Annotated in this window: 12 protein-coding genes; 4 read left to right on the top strand and 8 right to left on the bottom strand. The window is 65.0% G+C overall.

Translation table 11 applies throughout. The annotated features are described in order from the left end of the window. Positions 1-340 precede the first annotated feature (340 nt). The gene (locus JQ558_RS35590; protein ID WP_212296604.1) at positions 341-6,358 is read left to right on the top strand and encodes a negative regulator of septation ring formation; all 6,018 of its coding nucleotides are present in this window, start codon (positions 341-343) and stop codon (positions 6,356-6,358) included. A 189-nt stretch (positions 6,359-6,547) separates the two neighbouring features. On the opposite strand, the gene JQ558_RS35585 is transcribed toward JQ558_RS35590, so the two are convergent. The 4 genes from JQ558_RS35585 to JQ558_RS35570 form a co-directional block, all read right to left on the bottom strand. After that, positions 6,548-6,691 carry a hypothetical protein gene (locus tag JQ558_RS35585; RefSeq protein WP_212274776.1) on the bottom strand — a complete coding sequence of 48 codons (144 nt, stop codon included), beginning with the start codon at positions 6,689-6,691 and terminating at the stop codon, positions 6,548-6,550. 180 nt (positions 6,692-6,871) lie between these two features. Beyond that, positions 6,872-7,780, bottom strand: coding sequence for an MlaD family protein (locus JQ558_RS35580; RefSeq protein WP_212214300.1), 909 nt, complete (start codon positions 7,778-7,780; stop codon positions 6,872-6,874). A gap of 114 nt (positions 7,781-7,894) precedes the next feature. Beyond that, positions 7,895-8,665: an ABC transporter ATP-binding protein gene (locus JQ558_RS35575; RefSeq protein ID WP_212264242.1), complete on the bottom strand. Its 771-nt coding sequence runs from the start codon at positions 8,663-8,665 to the stop codon at positions 7,895-7,897. Between the two features lie 2 nt (positions 8,666-8,667). Further along, on the bottom strand, positions 8,668-9,801 hold the full coding sequence (locus JQ558_RS35570; RefSeq protein ID WP_212296603.1) for an ABC transporter permease: 1,134 nt from the start codon (positions 9,799-9,801) through the stop codon (positions 8,668-8,670). A 141-nt stretch (positions 9,802-9,942) separates the two neighbouring features. On the opposite strand from JQ558_RS35570, the gene dgcA reads away from it, so the two are divergent. Further along, positions 9,943-10,950 carry an N-acetyl-D-Glu racemase DgcA gene (gene dgcA, locus JQ558_RS35565; RefSeq protein WP_212296602.1) on the top strand — a complete coding sequence of 336 codons (1,008 nt, stop codon included), beginning with the start codon at positions 9,943-9,945 and terminating at the stop codon, positions 10,948-10,950. A 29-nt stretch (positions 10,951-10,979) separates the two neighbouring features. Here dgcA and JQ558_RS35560 read toward each other — a convergent pair whose 3' ends face one another. Next, positions 10,980-12,182: an MFS transporter gene (locus JQ558_RS35560; protein WP_212214309.1), complete on the bottom strand. Its 1,203-nt coding sequence runs from the start codon at positions 12,180-12,182 to the stop codon at positions 10,980-10,982. A gap of 76 nt (positions 12,183-12,258) precedes the next feature. On the opposite strand from JQ558_RS35560, the gene JQ558_RS35555 reads away from it, so the two are divergent. Both JQ558_RS35555 and JQ558_RS35550 read left to right on the top strand, forming a co-directional pair. Continuing rightward, the gene (locus JQ558_RS35555; RefSeq protein WP_212296601.1) at positions 12,259-13,548 is read left to right on the top strand and encodes a hypothetical protein; all 1,290 of its coding nucleotides are present in this window, start codon (positions 12,259-12,261) and stop codon (positions 13,546-13,548) included. A gap of 115 nt (positions 13,549-13,663) precedes the next feature. Next, positions 13,664-15,202: a caspase family protein gene (locus JQ558_RS35550; RefSeq protein WP_212296600.1), complete on the top strand. Its 1,539-nt coding sequence runs from the start codon at positions 13,664-13,666 to the stop codon at positions 15,200-15,202. 33 nt (positions 15,203-15,235) lie between these two features. Here the strand turns inward: JQ558_RS35550 and JQ558_RS35545 are convergent, their stop codons facing one another. From JQ558_RS35545 to JQ558_RS35535, 3 genes are all read right to left on the bottom strand, one after another. Continuing rightward, positions 15,236-16,207 (bottom strand): threonine/serine dehydratase, encoded by a 972-nt coding sequence (locus JQ558_RS35545; RefSeq protein WP_409363442.1) that lies wholly within the window; start codon positions 16,205-16,207, stop codon positions 15,236-15,238. A gap of 71 nt (positions 16,208-16,278) precedes the next feature. Next, complete coding sequence (locus JQ558_RS35540) at positions 16,279-17,334, bottom strand: glycosyltransferase family 1 protein (protein ID WP_212296599.1); 1,056 nt, start codon at positions 17,332-17,334, stop codon at positions 16,279-16,281. Then, on the bottom strand, positions 17,331-18,143 hold the full coding sequence (locus JQ558_RS35535) for a UDP-2,3-diacylglucosamine diphosphatase (RefSeq protein WP_192737752.1): 813 nt from the start codon (positions 18,141-18,143) through the stop codon (positions 17,331-17,333). Before JQ558_RS35535 ends, JQ558_RS35540 begins: the two co-directional genes overlap by 4 nt. Positions 18,144-18,735 lie beyond the last annotated feature (592 nt).

The raw sequence follows: 18,735 nt of genomic DNA, 5'->3' as shown, positions 1-18,735 counted from the left end.
TTTGGCCACCCAATCACGAAACTGGTTAATGGAACGTTCACCGGAATTGCCGCAACTTTGCCTACTTTTCGCCGAGGACTTGCCGCAAAGGACGGTCTCCCACGGGAATTTCGAGTATCCGTAAGGCCTTAAGCCACAAAGCTGTTAACGATGATTAAGAAAGTCTTAATCGCGGCCATTTCATTCGCATCACTCAACCAATAGGATGTTTGCGGATGTAGCGGACAAGCCGCCGACGGGGCGCGGCTGCGTCCGTGTGGGGGCAAAGATCCGGCTTGGGCTTGCGGGGGCGTTTGCAAGACCAGCTGGACGCGTAAAAAGTAAGAGGGCTCGACTGAACATGGCGAACAATCCCAAGAAGGTCAAAGATCCCACCGAAGTCGCGCTTTCCGCCATTCAGGAAGCGCTGAACATCAGTGACACCACTGTCGATCCCAATCGCAATTCGATCGGCAACAACGACCTTTCGCCATCAAGCATTTCGTCCACGCCCCCGGCCTATTCCGAAACCCCGTTCGATACGCGCGTTGATACGCGGTCTGGCGTCGACCGCCAGGTCTTCGATCCGATCGAAGAGCCGCGCGCCCCGCGTCGCGCCGCCAACGACGACCGCGAAACCATCGGACAAATTCTCCAGGCAATCCAGAAGGGCCGTCCTGCCCGCGGCGTCTATACGCTTGCCACCGTGTTCGCCGGCGTCTGGATCGTCGGCTGCGCACTGCTGACCGCCGCGTTCCTGCCTTCGCTGCAGGCCGCAATGGGACAGAGCGGCGGCGTGCTGGTGCTGGGCGGCCTTGCCGCGCTGTTCTTTGCGCCGGTGCTGCTGTTCTATTTCCTCGCCAGCCTTGCCTGGCGCGGCCAGGAAATGCGGATGATCGCGCAATCGATGGCGCAGGTCGCGATCCGCTTCTCCGAGCCCGAAGGTGCCGCCTCGGACTCGATGGTGACGGTCGGCCAGGCGATCCGCCGCGAAGTCGCTGCGATGGGCGACGGCGTCGAACGCGCGATCGCGCGCGCCGGCGAACTGGAAACGCTGGTGGCCAACGAAGTCGCGGCGCTGGAGCGTGCCTATTCCGACAACGAAGTGCGCATCCGCGCGTTGCTGCAGGATATCGCCCATCAGCGCGACAATCTGGTCGGCCAGGCCGAGCAGGTTCGCAGCGCCATTTCCGGCGTGCAGATCGACCTGCGCCACGACATCGCGCTGATCTCGGACGCGATCGCCTCGCGCGTCGACGAAGTCGCGAAAAGCATCACCGGCGCGCTGGAAGAACGCGGCGCCCACATCACCACCGCCTTGAGCCATGCCGGCGACAACATGATCCTCGCGCTCGGCGAGCGCGGCGGCGACCTGCTCGACCGCCTCGAGGAAGCCAGCGCCGAGACCACGCGCGCCGTGCTCGACGCCTCGGAGCGGCTGACCACCAGCCTCAACTTCAAGACCGGCCACGTCCATGACGAGTTCGTCGATCTGGCCGATCGCGTCCACGAGATGCTGAACGAACGCATCGACCGCATCACCGGCGAGTTCGAGCAGCGTTCCTCGACCATCGTCGACGGCATTTCCGACCGCACCGAACAGGTCCACGACTCCCTGAAGAATTCCAGCGACTCGCTGCTGCTCGAGCTCGAGCTGCGCAGCGGCGATCTCGTCAGCAAGATCGACGAGGCCGGCAACCGCCTGGCGACCCGCATCATGACCTCCGGCGACAAGGCCAGCGACGCGCTCGACGTGACCGTGAACTCGCTGGTCGCCAAGGTCGTCAGCCAGACCGAGACCGCGCATGACAGCCTCTCGCTGCAGATGAGCGCGTTCGACGAACTGGTGAAGAACCAGGGCAGCGAACTGGTCGAGAAATTCGCCCGCGACTCAGGCACGCTCGGCGCCCTGATCACCCGTCACATCTCCGAATTCGACCGCACCGTCAAAACCTTCGGCGGCGAGATCGTCGACCGCATGGGCCAGCGGACGCAGGACATCGCCGAGAGCCTGAAGAACTATGTCGACACCTTCGACACCCGCCTGATCTCCAACAGCGGCGAGATCACCGCCTCGCTCGATCAGCGCCTGCTGCAGTTCGAAACCACGCTGAGCACGCGCGTCAACCACCTCGACAACTCGCTCGACACCAAGATCCGGTCGTTCGACGAGACCGTCGACGGCCGCCTGAAAGCGCTCGAACAGACCTTCGACACCCGCGCCAGGTCCGTCACCGAGACGATCGATGATCGCCTCGGCACACTGGCGAGCTCGTTGACCGATGGTGCCGCGCAGGCAATCCACTCGATCGACTCGCGTCTCACCGAACTCACCTCGTCGCTGACCGGAGGCACCACGCAGGCCATCCAGTCGATCGACTCCCGCCTCACCAACCTGACGACGTCGCTGACGGTTGGCGCCGCGCAGGCCGTCGAAGCTATCGACCAGCGCCTCACCAACGTCACCACCTCGCTGACCGTCGGCGCTGCGCAAGCAGTCGAAGCCATCGACCAGCGCCTCGGCAACGTCACCACGTCGCTGACCGTTGGCACCGCGCAAGCGGTCGAAGCCATAGACCAGCGCCTCGGCAATGTCACCACGTCGCTGACCGTTGGCACCGCGCAGGCCGTCGAAGCCATCGACCAGCGCCTCACCAACGTCACCACGTCGCTGACGGTTGGCACCGCACAGGCAGTCGAAGCCGTGGACCAGCGCATCACCAGCGTGACCCAGACCATCGACGGCCGCAGCGCCTATCTGATCGACACCATCGCGGCGCGGTTCCAGGATATCCACCAGGGTATCGAAACCCGGGTCGGCGCCGTCGCCACCGACATCGACATGCGCGTCGCCCAGTTCGAGGATTTGCTCGGCTCGCGCGTCGAAGCCGTGGCCGGCCGTATCGAAAGCAGCGGCCGTCAGGCCAGCGACGACCTCATGGCGCGCGCCGAGCTGTTGTCCTCGGGCATCAGGTCGCACGTCGAGGACGCCGAGCGCTCGCTCACCAACCTCGTGGTCAACACCTCTGAAACCATCCAGACCGGCGCGCGTACCGCGCAGCAGGCGCTGCTCACGGTTTCGTCCGATGTCGGCGCCCAGCTGAGGCTGACATCGGCCGAGGTCGAAAGCTCCCTCACCGCCGTCGGCACCGGTGCCGCGAACTCGATCCTCACCAGCGCCCGCGAGGCCCAGACCTCGCTGGTCTCGGCTTCCAGCGAAGCGGCGTCCCAGATCAAATTGCTGGCCGACGACGTCGAGCGCACGCTCTCGGCCGCCGGCAACGCCACCGCTGCGTCGGTACTCTCCGGCGCCCGCGAGGCCCAGACCACGCTGGTTACGGCGTCCGCGGACGCGGCAAGCCAGGTCAAGTCGCTCGCAGCCGACGTCGAACGTGCCCTGTCGGCCGCCGGATCCGCCACTGCCGAAGCCGTCACGACCGGCGCCCGCGAAGCCCAGAACACCTTGATCGCGGCCTCGACGGAGGCCACCAACCAGGTCAAGTCGCTGGCCGCCGATGTGCAGCGCTCGCTGTCGATCGCCGGCACCGCCACCGCCGAATCGATTACCGCCGGCGCCCGCGAGGCGCAGAGCACGCTGGTCAACGCGTCCACGGATGCGGCGAACCAGGTCAAGTCGCTCGCCGCCGACGTGCAGCGCTCGCTGTCGATCGCCGGCACCGCCACCGCGGAATCGATTACCGCCGGTGCCCGCGACGCCCAGAACACCCTCATCAACGCGTCCGCGGATGCGGCCAGCCACGTCAAGTCGCTCGCTGCCGACGTCGAACGCTCGCTCTCGGCCGCCGGTACCGCCACCGCCGAGGCCATCACATCAGGAGCACGCGAAGCCCAGAACACCCTCGTCACCGTTTCCACGGATGCAACCAGCCAGGTCAAGTCGCTCACGGCCGACGTCGAGCGTTCGCTGTCTGCGGCCGGCACCGCCACTGCCGAGGCCATCACATCGGGTGCACGCGAAGCCCAGAACGCCCTCCTCACCGCATCAACGGATGTCGCGACCAAGGTCGCGTCGCTGGCAGCCGACATGCAACGTTCGCTCTCGATGGCAGGCAATGCCACCGCCGAGTCGATCACATCGGGCGCCCGTGAAGCGCAGAGCGCGCTCACTACCGCGTCGACGGAAGCCGCCGACCACGTCAAGTCGCTGGCCATCGATGTCGAACGCACGCTGAGCGCGGTCGGCGCCGGCACCGCCGCCGCGATCCTCGGCACCGCGCGCGAAGCGCAGAGCTCGTTCGCCGCGACCTCGGCCGACGCCGCAAGCCAGATCAAGGCAATCGCCAGCGACATCGAGCGTTCGCTCGCAGCGGTCACCGCCGCCACCACCGACAACATCCAGACCACGGCGCAGACCGCGCAGAACGCGATCCAGGCCAGCGCGCAGAATGCACAGAGTGCACTCGTCGCCGCGTCGAACGAAGTCAGCTCCAAGGTCAAGACGACCTCGGCCGACATCGAACGCTCGGTGCTGTCGGCCAGCAGCAATTTCGGCTCGACGATGACCGGCAAGACCGACGAAATCGTGACCTACGTTCAGCAGCAGACCGATCGTCTGGCGCAGATCGTGGACAGCCGCCGTGGTTCGCTGGTCGAGGCGCTCAGCGCCAAGACCACCCAGCTCACGACCGAGCTCGACCGCGTCACCGCCGACTCGCTGAAGTCGATCGAGACAAGGGGCCAGGCGTTCTCGCAATCGATGGCGACCCATGGCTCGGAAGTCGCCCGCACGATCACCTCCGCGGGCGATATGGCTACCGGCGCGGTGGCCAAGTCGCTGAAGGATCTCGAGCAGTCGTCGCGTTCGGCCATCGACCAGTCGCGTCAGGTTTCGATCGCGGCCGTCACCGAAATGCAGGAGACCAGCAAGATCCTGCGCACCGACACCGTCGCGCTGTTCGAGCGGCTGCGTGAAGGCAACATCCTGCTGCAGGAAGTGCTGACCGGCGCTCACGACAACCTCAACTCGCTGGAGCGCGCCTTGGTGACCCGCGTGGCCGACTTCGTGTCCGCCATGAACGACGTCACCTCGCGCAACGGCGTCGCGACCCAGACGCTGGAAGACCAGCTCACCACCTTCAACAGCAAGACCTCGAAGGCGCTGGAGGATCTCGGCTCGCTGTCGAGCGAGTTCGAAATCCACGGCAAGGCGCTGGTCGATGCCGCCACGGCGGTCGAACAGGCCAACCGCACCACCACGACGTCTGTCGCCGAACGCAAATCGCAACTTGAATCGCTGGTGACCACCATCGATCTGCGCACCACCGACCTTGATCAGCGGCTGTCGCGCTTCACCGGCTTGCTGGATGAATCGCTTGCCGCCGCCGAGGAACGCGCCCGCGACATCGCCCGCGTGGTGGCGGAAACCGCCGGCGCCGGTTCTGCCGCGATCAGCCGTCAGTTCGAAGCGGTCCGTGTCGCAGCCGAAAACGAGCGGCACCAGACCATCGACGCCATGAACGAACTGTACCAGCAGAGCAACGCCGAAACGGACGCGATGTTCAAGCAGTCGACCGAGAAGTTCGGCGCCATGGTGGTGGCCATGAAGCAGATGGCCTCCGAGATGCATCACGAGCTCGAGGCGACCCGCAACGAACTGCGCCGCGGCGTGCTCGAAATGCCGCAGGAGGCCGCCGACAACACCGCGCAGATGCGCAAGGTGATCGTCGACCAGATCGAGGCGCTGGCCGAACTCAACCGGATCGTCGCCCATCACGGCCGCGGCCTCGACGTCATGACGACGAGCCGCGCCAGCGTGCAACGCCAGGAAGAACCCGTGATGGCAGCAGCCGCTGGCGGCGCCCGCAATGACGTGCGCATGCGCGACACCGCCAGCGCGTCGAACCTGCCGCCGCCGGATCTCGGCATGCCGGCGACGCGCCGCACCGAAGCGCCGCCGGTCAGCCCGGCGAGCAACCAGGATGGCGGTCGCGACGGCTGGCTGTCGGACCTGCTCAGCCGTACCGACGCCGGTGGTCCGAGCGGTCGCGAGGCTCCCCGCCCGCGCGCGCAGCAAAGCCCGGCCAATCCGCTGGAATCGCTGTCGCTCGACATCGGCCGGCTGATGGATCGCAATCTCGCGGCCGAGATGTGGGATCGCTATCAGCGCGGCGAGAGCAAGGCTTTCACCAAACGGCTCTACACGCCCGCCGGCCAGAAGGCTTTCGATGAGGTCGCCCGCAAATACCGCGCCGACCGTACCTTCAAGCAGACGGTCGACCGCTACATCGCCGAGTTCGAACGCTTGCTCGACGAAGTTGCCCGGGAGGATCGCGGTCCGCAGGCGCTGCGCGGCCACCTGACCTCGGAGACCGGCCTCGTCTACACCCTGCTCGCGCATGCGGCGGGACGGCTGGGGTAAGGTTCGGGTTCAAGCTTACGAGATAAAAACGGAGGCCTCACGGCCTCCGTTTTGTTTTGCGTCTTTGCGAGGAGCGCAGCGACGACGCAATCCATTCTTCCGACGCGGCAAGATTGCTTCGCTTCGCTCGCAATGACGGCTCTCGCGGCGATTTCTCGCTGCTACTCAACATTCCCTATTTGCCGATACCTATTGCCGCTTCTGTCTGCTCGGCGCGGCGGCGGGCAAGGGCCGATCCGGGCGACGCACCGGCATCGGCGTCCGCATTGGCTCGATATCGATCTCGCGAAGCGGCGACGCCTGCAGCGCCGCGATCAGGGCTTCACCGGTCAAGTTGCCCTTGACGGCGCTTGCAGCGGCGAGGCGTCGCTGGCTTCGAGGCGGCTGATTCAGGTTCCTAGCCATGCTGATTAATTTAGATCATCCAGGTTGAATTCCAATGATCATCAACTCGCGACTGATTGCTTCGCTTCGCTCGCAATGACGGAGTTCACAGCGATTAGCGATCTACAATTACTGCCGCTTCTGCCCGCTCGGCGCTGCAGCCGCAGCGGGCGGTCTGGGCGCGGCCGGCCTGGCTGGTGGCGGCGCGGCTTCCGGCGCCGGCGCGGCGTTGTTGCTGCCGCCGAAAATCACCCGGCTCGGATTGCGGTCGAAATTGTTCACCGCGCGGCTGATGTCGGCGAGCGTACGGCGGCCATCGGAAATCAGCGCGCCCGTGCGCTTGTCTAGATCGTCAGCCAGTTCGCGGATCGACTTCACCATCAGGTTCAACTCGCCGCCGTTGGCACCGCCCGCGATGGTGTTGAGGCCGAGCATGAGATTGTCGGCCTTGAGCATGACGCCGTCGACCTTGAGCATGACGTTGTCGATCTTCTCGGAGTTGCGCGCGAGCGCTCCCGTAAAAGTCTCGAGGTTCCGCAGCGAGTTCTTCACTGACTCCTGGTTGTCGGCGACGATCCGGTTGACGTTTTGCAAGGTGGCGCGGATCGACTCCGTGACGTCCTGCAGCGCGGCCGGATCGGCGGTCAAAACCGGAACGCCGTCCTCGTCCAGCGGCACGGGTGGCGCCCCCTCCTCGCCGCCCTTGAGCGAGATCGCAGCCACGCCGGTCAGTCCCTGGAATTCGAGGCCGACCAGGGTGTCCTTGCGGATCGGGGCGTTGTTCTCGACCATCGCCAATGCGACGACGCGACGCGGGTTGTCCAGCTTCACGCGGACAACTTCGCCTACCCGGATACCGTTAAAATTGACGCTGCCGCCATTGCGCAAGCCGGTCGCCGGGCCTTCGAAAATCACCCGCAGCGGACTGCGCGCCTTGGTGGTGTGCAGACTCTGGAACCAGAGTACGAATCCGAACGCCGCCGCGATCACCGCCAGGGTGAAGGCTCCGATCAGGACGTAGTTCGCCCGCGTTTCCATAACTCAAACTACTCCGGTACTGGGGCTCGGTTCTGATCAGAACCAGGCGCCCGACTTTATCCTTTTGACGCGTTTTCTTCACGCGAACCGGTACCCGCTTCGCTCGAAAACGCTCTAGCCCATCACAGCGCGGGCGCGTTTGCCGTGAAAATATTGCTGCAGCCATGGATGCTGCGAGGCCTGCATGTCGGCAATTGATCCTGCTGCAATGATCTTACCGTTCCCTAAAACGGCGATACGGTCGCAAGCCGTGTAAAGGCTGTCGAGGTCGTGGGTTACCATGAAAACGGTCAGCCCCAAAGTACGCTGCAGGGTGCGGACCAGTTCGTCGAAATCGCCGGCGCCGATCGGGTCGAGGCCCGAGGTCGGCTCGTCCAGGAACACCAGTTCCGGATCGAGCGCGAGCGCGCGCGCCAGCGCCACGCGCTTGATCATGCCGCCGGAAAGCTCGGACGGAAACCTGTCGGCGACTTCGGGCTTCAGGCCCACCATGCCGAGCTTGGCCACCATGACCTCGTCGAGCAGGCGCTGCGAGAGGTTGAGATATTCGCGCACCGGGAACTGGATGTTCTGCCGCACGGTAAGCGAGGAGAACAGCGCGCCTTGCTGGAACAGCACGCCCCAGCGCCGTTCGACCCCGCGCCGCTCGGCCGTAGAGGCCTTGTCGAGATCGACGCCGAACACTTCGATGCGGCCGGCGACCTTGGGAACGAGGCCGATGATGGTGCGCGTCAGCACGGATTTGCCCGCGCCCGACGGGCCGACAAAGCCCAGGATCTCGCCGCGCTTCACGTCGAGATTGAGCCCGTCGAGAATCCGCGTCTTGCCGAACTGCACCGTGATGTCGCGGACCCGGATGATGGCGTCGGAAATCTCGCCCACCATGGTCACATTCCGATCGATGCGAAGAAGATGGCGAACACGCCATCCATGACGATGACCAGGAAAATTCCCTTCACCACCGACGACGTGGTGTGTTGTCCGAGCGATTCGGCGCTGCCCTGAACCGCAAGCCCCTCGACACAGGCCACGATGCCGATCACCGCGGCCATGACCGGCGCCTTGATGAGCCCGACGATGAAATGATTGATCGAGATGGCGTCGCGCAGCCGCAGCAGGAAGGCTTCCGGTTCGACGCCGCCATAGAGATACGCCACGAGACCGCCGCCATAGAGTGCTGCCATCGCGCCGAGGAAAGCCAAAATCGGCAACGCCATGACCAGCGCCAGCATGCGCGGCAGGATCAGGACCTCGATCGGATCGAAACCCATGGTGCGCAGCGCGTCGATCTCCTCGCGCATTTTCATCGAGCCGAGTTCGGCGGTGTAGGCCGAGCCCGAACGCCCCGCCACCATGATCGCCACCAGCAGCACGCCGATCTCGCGCAGCACCAGCACGCCGAGCATGTCGACCACGAAAATATCGGCACCGAACTGACGGAAATGGAAAATGCCCTGCTGCGCGATGATGCAGCCGATCAGGAACGTGATCAGCACCACGATCGGCACCGCGCGCCAGCACACCTGCTCCAGATGATGAACGGTGGAGGTCAGGCGGAAACCGCGGGGACGAATCAGGACATGGCCGGCCGCCGCCAGCACCGCGCCGAGCATCTCGATCAACCCGACCAGGGTGCCGCCGACGCCGGCGACGCTGCGGCCGATCTGCTCCAGCATGCCCGTGATCGTCACCGAACGGGTCTGGACGACAGGGTCGGCTTTGACCCGGCGCACCTCGTCGACGAGGCTGGAATAATTCGCCGACAGGCCGGCGATCTTGGCCTCGATGCCGCCATCGGTCAGGCTGCGGCGCAGCCGTTCGATCAGCCAGGCGCCGAACGTATCGAGTTTCGACACCTGTGAGACGTCGATGAAGATGTTCGCGCGGCTGCCGCGAAGCTTCTCGGCGTCGGCCACCATTTTCTCGAGCGCCGGGGCAAAGCGGGCCGTCCACGAACCGGCAGCGCACAGCGCAAGCCCGTTGCCTTGGGCTATCCGCTCCAGTGTCGGATCGCCGCTCACGATGCCCTCCCCCCGGTTGGCTCGCTAGTCATGCAATAGGTATGGTCCGGCACGCCGCACTGCCTTGTAGAATCTGTCCCTAACCAGCCATAGTTGGTAGCGGGGGGCAAGCTCACGGTTCAGAAATTGCCAGATTTTAAAATGACTTCCGGCCGATCCCAGGAATTTGCCCGACAGCTTGTTGCCCATATCGAGCGCTGGCCGATCGCCGGCGCCTTCACCATCAGCCGGGGGGCCAAGACGGAAGCGGTTACCGTCGTCGCCGAAGTCAGCCATGGCGGCCATACCGGGCGCGGCGAGTGCGTTCCCTATCCCCGCTATGGCGAAACGGTGGAAGCGACCCTGGCTGCCCTTCAGGCGATGCAGGAACCGCTGTCCAGGGGATTGGACCGAACGGCCCTGCAGGCCGCGATGCCAGCAGGCGCCGCCCGTAACGCGCTGGATTGCGCGCTGTTGGACCTCGAGGCCAAAAGCAGGGGCCAGCGCGCCTGGACCCTGCTCGGCCGGCCGGCGCCGCGAGCCTGCACCACCGCCTACACGATTTCGCTCGGAACGCCGCAGGCGATGGCGGCAGCGACCGCCAGGGCCGCGCGCCGCCCGCTGCTCAAGATCAAGCTCGGCGGCGACGGCGACGAGCGGCGGATCGCCGCCGTCCGCAAGGCCGCCCCCGAATCCGAGTTGATCGTGGACGCCAACGAGGCCTGGACCTCGGACAATCTCGAACGGAACCTCAATGCCTGCGCCGAACTCGGCGTGACGCTGGTCGAGCAACCGCTTGCCGCCGCCCATGATGGTGCGCTGGCGCGCATCAGGCGGCCGGTCGCGGTCTGCGCCGACGAAAGCGTGCATGACCGCGCCTCGCTCAGCGGCCTTCGCGAGCGCTATGACGCCGTCAACATCAAGCTCGACAAGACAGGCGGATTGACAGAAGCGCTTGATATGACCGATGCCGCCCACGAACTCGGCTTCGAAATCATGATCGGCTGCATGGTTGCCACCTCGCTCGCGATGGCCCCTGCAATGCTGCTGGCGCAACACGCGCGCTTCGTCGACCTCGACGGCCCGCTATTGCTCGCGCACGACCGCGAGGACGGGCTGCGCTACGAAGGCAGTCTGGTCTATCCGCCGGAAGTCGCGCTCTGGGGCTGATGCGGTAGATTCTATTTTTGACGCGTTTTCTAGCGCGAACCGGTGCCCACTTCGCTTGAAAACGCTGTCAGCCGGTGCCGCGCCAGCCACATCACGATCGCGGCCAGCAGTGCCATCGCCGCCATCACGTAATAGACCCGCTGCCCATAGCCCGCATAGACCAATCCCGACACCACCGACGCCGTGCCGCTGACGATGCCGCCGCAGGCCGCAAGATAGCCCTGCCCGCGCGCCATCACATGGCCGGGCACGTGACGCACCAGCAGTCCCATGACGCCGACCTGCGTCAATCCATAGGTCAGGCCATGCGCGAGCTGCACCAGGGACAACACCACGACTGACGGCTCCTGCGCGGTGATTAGCCAGCGCGCCACCGCGCTGAGCGCGCCGATCACCACCAGCAGCGCCGGGGCCAGCGTGAAACGCGGCGAGAGCGCGAACACCACGATCTCGGCGAGCACGCCCAACACCCACAGGCCGGCGATGGTCAGACCGTCCAGGCCGGACGCCTGCCAGGTGATGGAAGCAAAGGCGTAGTAGGCGGCGTGACTGCCCTGGATCAGCGCGGCCGCGACGATGATGGCGAGGAAACCGGGATCGCGCAGCAAGGCGCTCGCGCCAAGCACCGCGGTCGCCTGCGGTTTTGGCCGGTCCAGCGGCTGCAGCCCGAGGCTCGCGACGGCGCCGAGCGCCGCTACCGCCGCAATGACCCAGATCAGCTGGCTAGCTGCAATGAAATCGACCAGCAGGCCGCAGATCAATGCGCCCACCACGAAGGCTGCAGAACCCCACAGCCTCAGCGGTCCGTAATTCAGGCCATAGCGCGCCACCCCGCCGAGCGCATAGGCGTCCGTCAGCGGCACCATCGGGGTCCACAGGCAGCAGGTCACGGCATAAGCGAGCAGCACCGCGAGCGGCAGATATTGCGTGCCGATCACCGCAAAGCCGAGCGCGGTGGCGGTCGCGGTGACGATCAGGACCGCGCGCAGCGAATAGCGCCGCCCCGCGGCGCCGGTCACGAACGGCAGCACGGTAAATCGCGTCACCGCAGGAACCGCGGAAATGATTCCGATCCAGAAGGCGTCGATGCCGACCGACTTCAGCCACAGCGTGAAAAACGGCAGATGGGTGCCCATCGTCCCGAACGTCGCGCCGTAGAACAGCGCCAGCCGCGCCGCGAATCGCTTCGATGCGCCTTGAGATGCGATGGGGATTTGTGATTCGCTTGGCATCAATTCAATTGCGATTCGCCCGATATCGTGTTGTTTCGTTATCGCAACGCGCGGTGATTTGCGCGAAGAGTTTAGCATGGCCGACGAAGCATTCGCCCTTTCGCCGATCTCAGCACGCGCCGCGCTGCCGGGTGAGGAAGACTATGCTGCGATCAGCGAAGCCTTCATGGAGACTTCGCGCGGCCGCTGGTTTCTCGGCGAATATGCTAAGCGCAACCGCAACGCCGACACCAGCATGGTGCTCGACGCGGTGGCGCGGATCGAGCAAAGCCTGGCCGCGCAGAAGGAAGAGAGCCTTGCCATCCAGCGGGAGGCTGCGAACGCACAGCGCGAAGCTGCCAACGCACAGCGAGCGGCGGCGGACGCCGTCGCGGACAATAGCCTCGCCGAGGCCAAGTTAGTTGAGGCCTTGATTGCGATTCGCGGGGCGCTGGAGGCGGCGCAGACCTCGGCGATGGGGGCGATCGACGGACTGGCGCTGAACGAGAAGCTGGCGCCGGTGCGCAAAGGCGCGCGGGTGATTCGCGAGATTGCCTGGCGGTTGCGGGAAATCGGCAATGACAGCCGAATCTGCGACCTGATCGATTCGCAGGTTCAGGTCATCGAGAAGGGCGCCGAGCAAATCTCCTCCGACGAGGCCAAAGCGGCGCTGGAGGCCGCGTTCGCCTCGCTTGCCGGACGGATCGCAGAATTCAGTGATGAAGAGACGCCCGCCCCCGTGGCGCAGGATGAGTCCCCGGCGGTCGCCGAGATGATCGAGGAAGCGCCCGCCTCGCAAACTCAGGCTGCAACCAGTGCCTTTTCGACCGACGCCGTAGCTCCGGCCACCGAAGCCGTCGCCGCTGAAGTTGTGATCGCCGAAGCTGTGGTCTCCCAGGCCGAGGCCGCGCTGGAGGAAGTGGAAACCGCCGAGACGGCCGGGATTGAACTCACCGCCGAGGCTGCCGACGCCCACGACGAGGCAGTCCTCGACATGATCGCGATGGAGATGGGCGCGCCCGATCCCATCGACGACGATGAGTTCGCCGAACCGGAGATCGAGCAAGCCCACATCGCAATGCCGATGGTTGAGGAAACCCGGTTTGCGGAGCCGGTTGTTGAGGAGGCTCAGATTGTCGAGCCGCTTCCGGCCCCGCCCGAAATCGTCGCTGCATTGCCCGAGCCAATGATGTCCGCACCGGTCGCGCCGCCGGTTCAACCACCACCTCAGCCGGTTGCCCAAGCCATGCCGGAACCGGCGCTGGAAGTCTCGCTCGGCTCGTCGATCATCGCCAGCGGCATCGTGCGCAGACCTGTTGCGGGCAATGATCCGCTGGCCCCGATCCGGCGCATGAGCCAGGCCGAGAAGATCGCGTTCTTCTCGTGAAGCCGACCTCCCCGGCTCCCGAAATCGAACAGTGACCGAGGTCACGTACAGCACCCACACCCCAAACTAGCCTGTCCGCCGGACATCTCGCCTTGAGATTGGATGGAGGACACTCATGCCAGGGTTCAAATCATTGGCGCTTTGCGCCGGTCTGTTGGGCAGCCTGCTGAGCTTGGCGCACACCAGCACCGCTTCTGCAGAGGCGGTGAACGCTGCCATCAGCGACGGCGTTCGATCGCTGCCGGCCGAGCAGCGGGTCGCGCTCGTGATCGGCAACGCGAACTACCAGGTCGCGCCGCGGCTCGCCAATCCGAGCAACGATGCGCGATCGGTGGCGCAGCTCCTCAACACGGCGGGCTTTGAAGTCATCACGGCGACCGATCTGACGCGCAGCGACATGATTAAGGCGGTGGAGGGTTTCATTGACCGGGTTGCCGATCGCGGACCCAATGCCGTCGCCATGATTTACTATGCCGGGCACGGCGTGCAGCTCGAGGGCGAGAATTACCTGCTGCCGATCGACGCGAGAATTTCCAAGCTGTCGGATCTCGACAGCAATTCGCTGCGTCTGGTCGACCTGATGGGGACGCTGGAAACCATCACGAGCCGGATGCGGATCGTCGTGCTCGACGCCTGCCGCAACAATCCCTTTCCCGACGTCGACGATTCCGGGCGCGGCCTTGCGATGGTCGATGCGCCGGCCGGCTCGATCGTCGGGTATTCGACGGCGCCGGGCATGGTCGCCCATGATGGCGATGGCAATCACAGCCCCTATACGTCGGCATTCCTGAACATCGCGCGGCAGCCCAATCTGCCGATCGAGCAATTATTCAAGCGCGTTCGTCTCGAAGTGAACAACGCCACCGGCGGCCGGCAGACGCCGTGGGAAAGCTCGTCGCTGACCAACGACTTCTATTTCTTCGGCGATACGGCTGTCGCGGCAACCCGCGCGCCCGATCGCGGCCCGGTGGTCCAGATGGCGTCGAACCTGCCTTCGCGTTCGGTGCGTCAGGCCTATGATTACGTCCTGTCGGAAGGTTCGCCCGAACATTATGAGGAATTCATTCAGCTGTATCCGTCCGACCCGCTGTCCGATCGCGTCCGCGTGCTGCTCGGCAACTACCGGCAGTCATATGCATGGCACAAGGCGGTGCTCACCAACACATCTGGCGGCTACAGGTCGTTCCGCGACCGCTTCCCCGATAGTCCGTATGCGCGCACCGCATTGAGGCTGCAAGCACAGCCGAGACACGTTCCGCTGATGCACTTCAACCGCCTGTCGAAGCATTCGGGCCATCATGGACATGGCTTTTCGCACGGCCATCGGGCGCCATCCCTGGCCTCATCGGCAAAGGGAATGAATGCGTCCGCCTCGATGCACGGCCACAGGCCGGGCAGGTTCACCCACACCTCCTCCAGGATGAACGCCCACGCCCCTGCCAATCACATGCATGGCAAGAGCCGATTCCACGACCGCGGACCGCGCAGGATGGGCGGCGGCATGCACAGCCATTCCAGCCACCGCTTCGCCGCGAACCACTCGCGTAGCTCGTTTGCTCACTCGCGGCATTCGTTTGGTGGTGGCCGCTCATTCGGCGGCGGCGGTTCGTTTGGCGGTGGCCGTTCGTTTGGCGGCGGAGGGTTCAGGCGCTGAGCCGCATGACCTGCGGCGTCCGGTCGCACCCAATCAGGCGACCAGCTTGGCGAACAGGTCGGCGTCGACATTGCCGCCGGAGAGAACGATGACGACGTTCTTGCCGCGCACATCGATCCGGCCGGCCAGCAACGCGGCAAGGCCGACGGCGCCGCCGGGTTCGACCACCAGCTTCAGTTCCCGGTAGGCATAGGCTACCGCCGCCCCGACTTCGGCATCGGAGGCGACCACGCCCTGGGCCAGCAGCTTGCTGTTGATCGAGAACGTCATCACGCCGGGGATCGCGGCCATCAGGGCGTCGCAGATGGTGCGATCGGCCGCATGATGGGCTTCGCGATGGCCGGCGCGCAACGAGAGACCGTGATCGTCATAGCCCTCGGGTTCGGCGACGATCAGCGTCGATTGCGGAAAGCGCGCCTTGATGGCCGTCGCAACGCCCGCGATCAGCCCGCCGCCGGAAGCCGGCGCCACCACGATGTCGGGCATCAGGCCAAGCGCAGTCATATCCTCCGCGATCTCGCGGCCCGCGGTGCCCTGCCCCGCGATCACGAAGGGATCGTCATAGGGACGCACCAGGGTTGCACCGCGCTTGCTCGCGATCTCCCTGGAGATCGCCTCGCGATCTTCCTTGTCGCGGTCATAGAGCACAACCTCGGCGCCATAGCCCTTGGTGCGCTCGCGCTTGGTCAGCGGCGAGTCCTTGGGCATCACGATGGTCGCCTGCATGTTGAGTATCTGCGCCGCCGCCGCCACGCCCTGGGCGTGGTTGCCGGACGAGAACGCGACCACACCGCCGCCGCGTTCGGCCTGCGGGATCGAGGCGAGCTTGTTGAAGGCGCCGCGGAACTTGAAAGAACCGGTCCGCTGCAGCATTTCCGGCTTGAGAAAGACCTTGGTTCCGACGCGTTCGTTGAGAACCGGGAACGACAGCAGCGGCGTTCGCACCGCAAAGGGCGCAACCACCCGCGCCGCCGCATCGATATCTGCGGCTCCAATCGGTGCCATCGAGGCCTGATCCGTCATGACCGCTTTGTATCGCGTCCGTGGACAGGCCGGCAAGACGCAATCCGGTGAAGTCAGGCGGCGAAATGCGGGTCTTCCACAAACTCGACCACCTCGCCTTCGGAGCCCGGGGCCCGGACATTGAGGGCGTGGTCGACAAAAACCCGCGCCGAGGCCTGCCAGGTGTGGGCGGCGGCAAACTCCACACAGGCCTGCGGCGATATCTGCAGCGCATCGAGGCAGGCGGCGCGCAAATCGTCGCTCAGCACGCCGACCGGCGCCGCACCGATCACATCGCGGGGACCGGTGACCGGAAAAGCGGCAACCGGCACGCCGCTGGCGAGCGCTTCCAGCAGCACCAGGCCAAAGGTGTCGGTCTTGCTGGGGAACACGAAGATGTCGGCGGCCGCGTAAATCTCCGCCAGTTCCTCGCCGTGCCGGGCGCCCAGGAACACCGCGTCCGGATATTTCCGCTCCAGCGCCACGCGGGCCGGCCCATCGCCGACAACAAGCTTGGTGCCGGGCAGATCGAGGTCGAGGAACGCCTCGAGATTCTTTTCGACCGCGACGCGGCCGACACTGAGGAACACCGGCTGCGGCAGACAGAGGTCTGCGGTGCGCGGATGAAACAGCGAGGTGTCGACGCCACGCGACCACAGCACCACATTGCGAAATCCGCGCTGGCGCAATTCAGCTGCAAGCGCCGGCGTTGCCGCCATCACCGCCTGGCTCGGCCAGTGAAACCAGCGCAGCGCGCGCCAGACCCAACTTTCCGGGATCGGCGAGCGCGCCGAGACGTATTCCGGAAAGCGCGTGTGGAAGCTCGTGGTGAACGGCAGCCCGTGCTTGCGGCAATAACGACGAACCAATAACCCGATCGGGCCTTCGGTCGCGATGTGAATGCTGTCGGGCCTGGCCGCTTCGATCAGCGCCGCGATCTTCGCCGGGTAAGGCAGCGCGAGCTGCAAATCCGGATAGCTCGGCATCGCAAAGGTGCGAAACGATTGTGGCGTCAGGAAGCTGACATCGACGCCGAAGCCCTTGGCGGCTTCCGCCATCATGGTCAGCGTCCGCACCACCCCGTTGACCTGGGGATGCCACGCATCGGTCGCGACCAGGATATGCGTCATGCCGCGCGCGCCGCGACGCGGGGAACCGGCGCCAGCCGGCGCTGCGGATCCGCCCAGGTGATGATTTCGAACCGGCCGTCCTCGTGCTCGACCAGCGCGGTGCAGCTTTCGACCCAGTCGCCGCAGTTCATATAGCGGATACCGTGCTCGTCGCGGATCGTGGCGTAGTGGATATGGCCGCAGATCACACCATCGGCGCCGTGACGCCGCGCTTCGCCGGCCAGGGTCTTTTCGAACGCGCCGATATAATTCACCGCGTTCTTGACCTTCAGCTTCGCCCATTGCGACAGCGACCAATAGGGAACGCCGAACATGCGCCGGAAGAAGTTGACCAGGCGATTCATCTGAATGGCGAAATCATAGGCCTTGTCGCCGAGATGGGCGAGCCAGCGCGCGTTCTGCACCACGAGATCGAAGATGTCGCCGTGGATGACGAGATAGCGCTTGCCGTCGGCGCCCTCATGAATGGTGTTTTCCACCACGTCGATGCCGCCGAAATGGGTGCCGTAATAGTTGCGCAGGAACTCGTCGTGATTGCCCGGCACGTAAACGACCTTGGCGCCCTTGCGCGCCTTGCGCAGCATTTTCTGCACGAAGTCGTTATGCGATTGCGGCCAGTACCAGTTGGACTTCAGCGCCCAGCCGTCAACGATATCGCCGACGAGATAAATGGTGTCGGCGTCGTGGCTTTTGAGGAAGTCCAGCAACCGGTCGGCTTGCGAGCCGCGGGCTCCGAGATGGACGTCGGAGATAAACAAAGTGCGAAAGCGCCGCTCCGGGCTCTCTTCACTCGAGGAGTCACTACCCATGCCGTGCACCTAACAGGTTCCTGTGACGGAGCGATGACAACCGACGCGACTGATAGCCCCACGCGAATCGATGACGCGCCCCTGCAAAAGCGGATAGCAGCGCGATGCGACAGGGAAACGACGTAGCGCCACGTGGATTTACGGAGTTCACCCGCGCTGCGGGTATCGGATCGTCGTCCCGGCCTTGAGCTCAGATGCGCAATTGCGCATCGGGGGACCCATACCGCGTGATCTCTCGATGAAGTCTCAGAAGCAGAGACCGTTCGCAAAACTTCTTCCTGTGGTTATGGGTCCCGGCTCAAGGCCGGGACGACGGCGGTGTTTGTTGTGCGACCATCATCCAAAACGCGGTTTCGCATTCTCGCGACGCGATGCGCCCGAGCTCTGCCAAAACTCCTTGCCCTCCAAAGAGAGGGCGCAGGGAAGACCGGGTGCGCGCTGCACCCGCGGTCCCGTGTGCGGTTTGCACTAAGTAGGCTGCACACGAGCATACAGGGCAGCGGTGAACACCCGGCCTTCCCTGCGCAACGGCTTTACGGCTTATGCCGTGATCTCCCCGGAGACGAGTTCTTGGTTGACTCCGTCACCGCCG

The sequence above is a fragment of the Bradyrhizobium sp. AUGA SZCCT0160 genome, from assembly GCF_018130105.1.
Classification (GTDB): domain Bacteria; phylum Pseudomonadota; class Alphaproteobacteria; order Rhizobiales; family Xanthobacteraceae; genus Bradyrhizobium.
The sequence above is the reverse complement of the archived record's forward strand: the minus strand, read 5'-3'. Positions and strand labels throughout refer to the sequence as shown.

Excerpts from the sequence above, each read along its gene's own strand:
- JQ558_RS35540 (WP_212296599.1), bottom strand. The coding sequence starts at position 17,334 with ATGACGCATATCCTGGTCGCGACCGATGCGTGGCATCCCCAGGTCAAC.
- JQ558_RS35550 (WP_212296600.1), top strand. The coding sequence starts at position 13,664 with ATGCCAGGGTTCAAATCATTGGCGCTTTGCGCCGGTCTGTTGGGCAGC.
- JQ558_RS35580 (WP_212214300.1), bottom strand. The coding sequence starts at position 7,780 with ATGGAAACGCGGGCGAACTACGTCCTGATCGGAGCCTTCACCCTGGCG.
- JQ558_RS35555 (WP_212296601.1), top strand. The coding sequence starts at position 12,259 with ATGGCCGACGAAGCATTCGCCCTTTCGCCGATCTCAGCACGCGCCGCG.
- JQ558_RS35535 (WP_192737752.1), bottom strand. The coding sequence starts at position 18,143 with ATGGGTAGTGACTCCTCGAGTGAAGAGAGCCCGGAGCGGCGCTTTCGC.
- JQ558_RS35560 (WP_212214309.1), bottom strand. The coding sequence starts at position 12,182 with ATGCCAAGCGAATCACAAATCCCCATCGCATCTCAAGGCGCATCGAAG.
- JQ558_RS35545 (WP_409363442.1), bottom strand. The coding sequence starts at position 16,207 with ATGGCACCGATTGGAGCCGCAGATATCGATGCGGCGGCGCGGGTGGTT.
- dgcA (WP_212296602.1), top strand. The coding sequence starts at position 9,943 with ATGACTTCCGGCCGATCCCAGGAATTTGCCCGACAGCTTGTTGCCCAT.
- JQ558_RS35590 (WP_212296604.1), top strand. The coding sequence starts at position 341 with ATGGCGAACAATCCCAAGAAGGTCAAAGATCCCACCGAAGTCGCGCTT.
- JQ558_RS35575 (WP_212264242.1), bottom strand. The coding sequence starts at position 8,665 with ATGGTGGGCGAGATTTCCGACGCCATCATCCGGGTCCGCGACATCACG.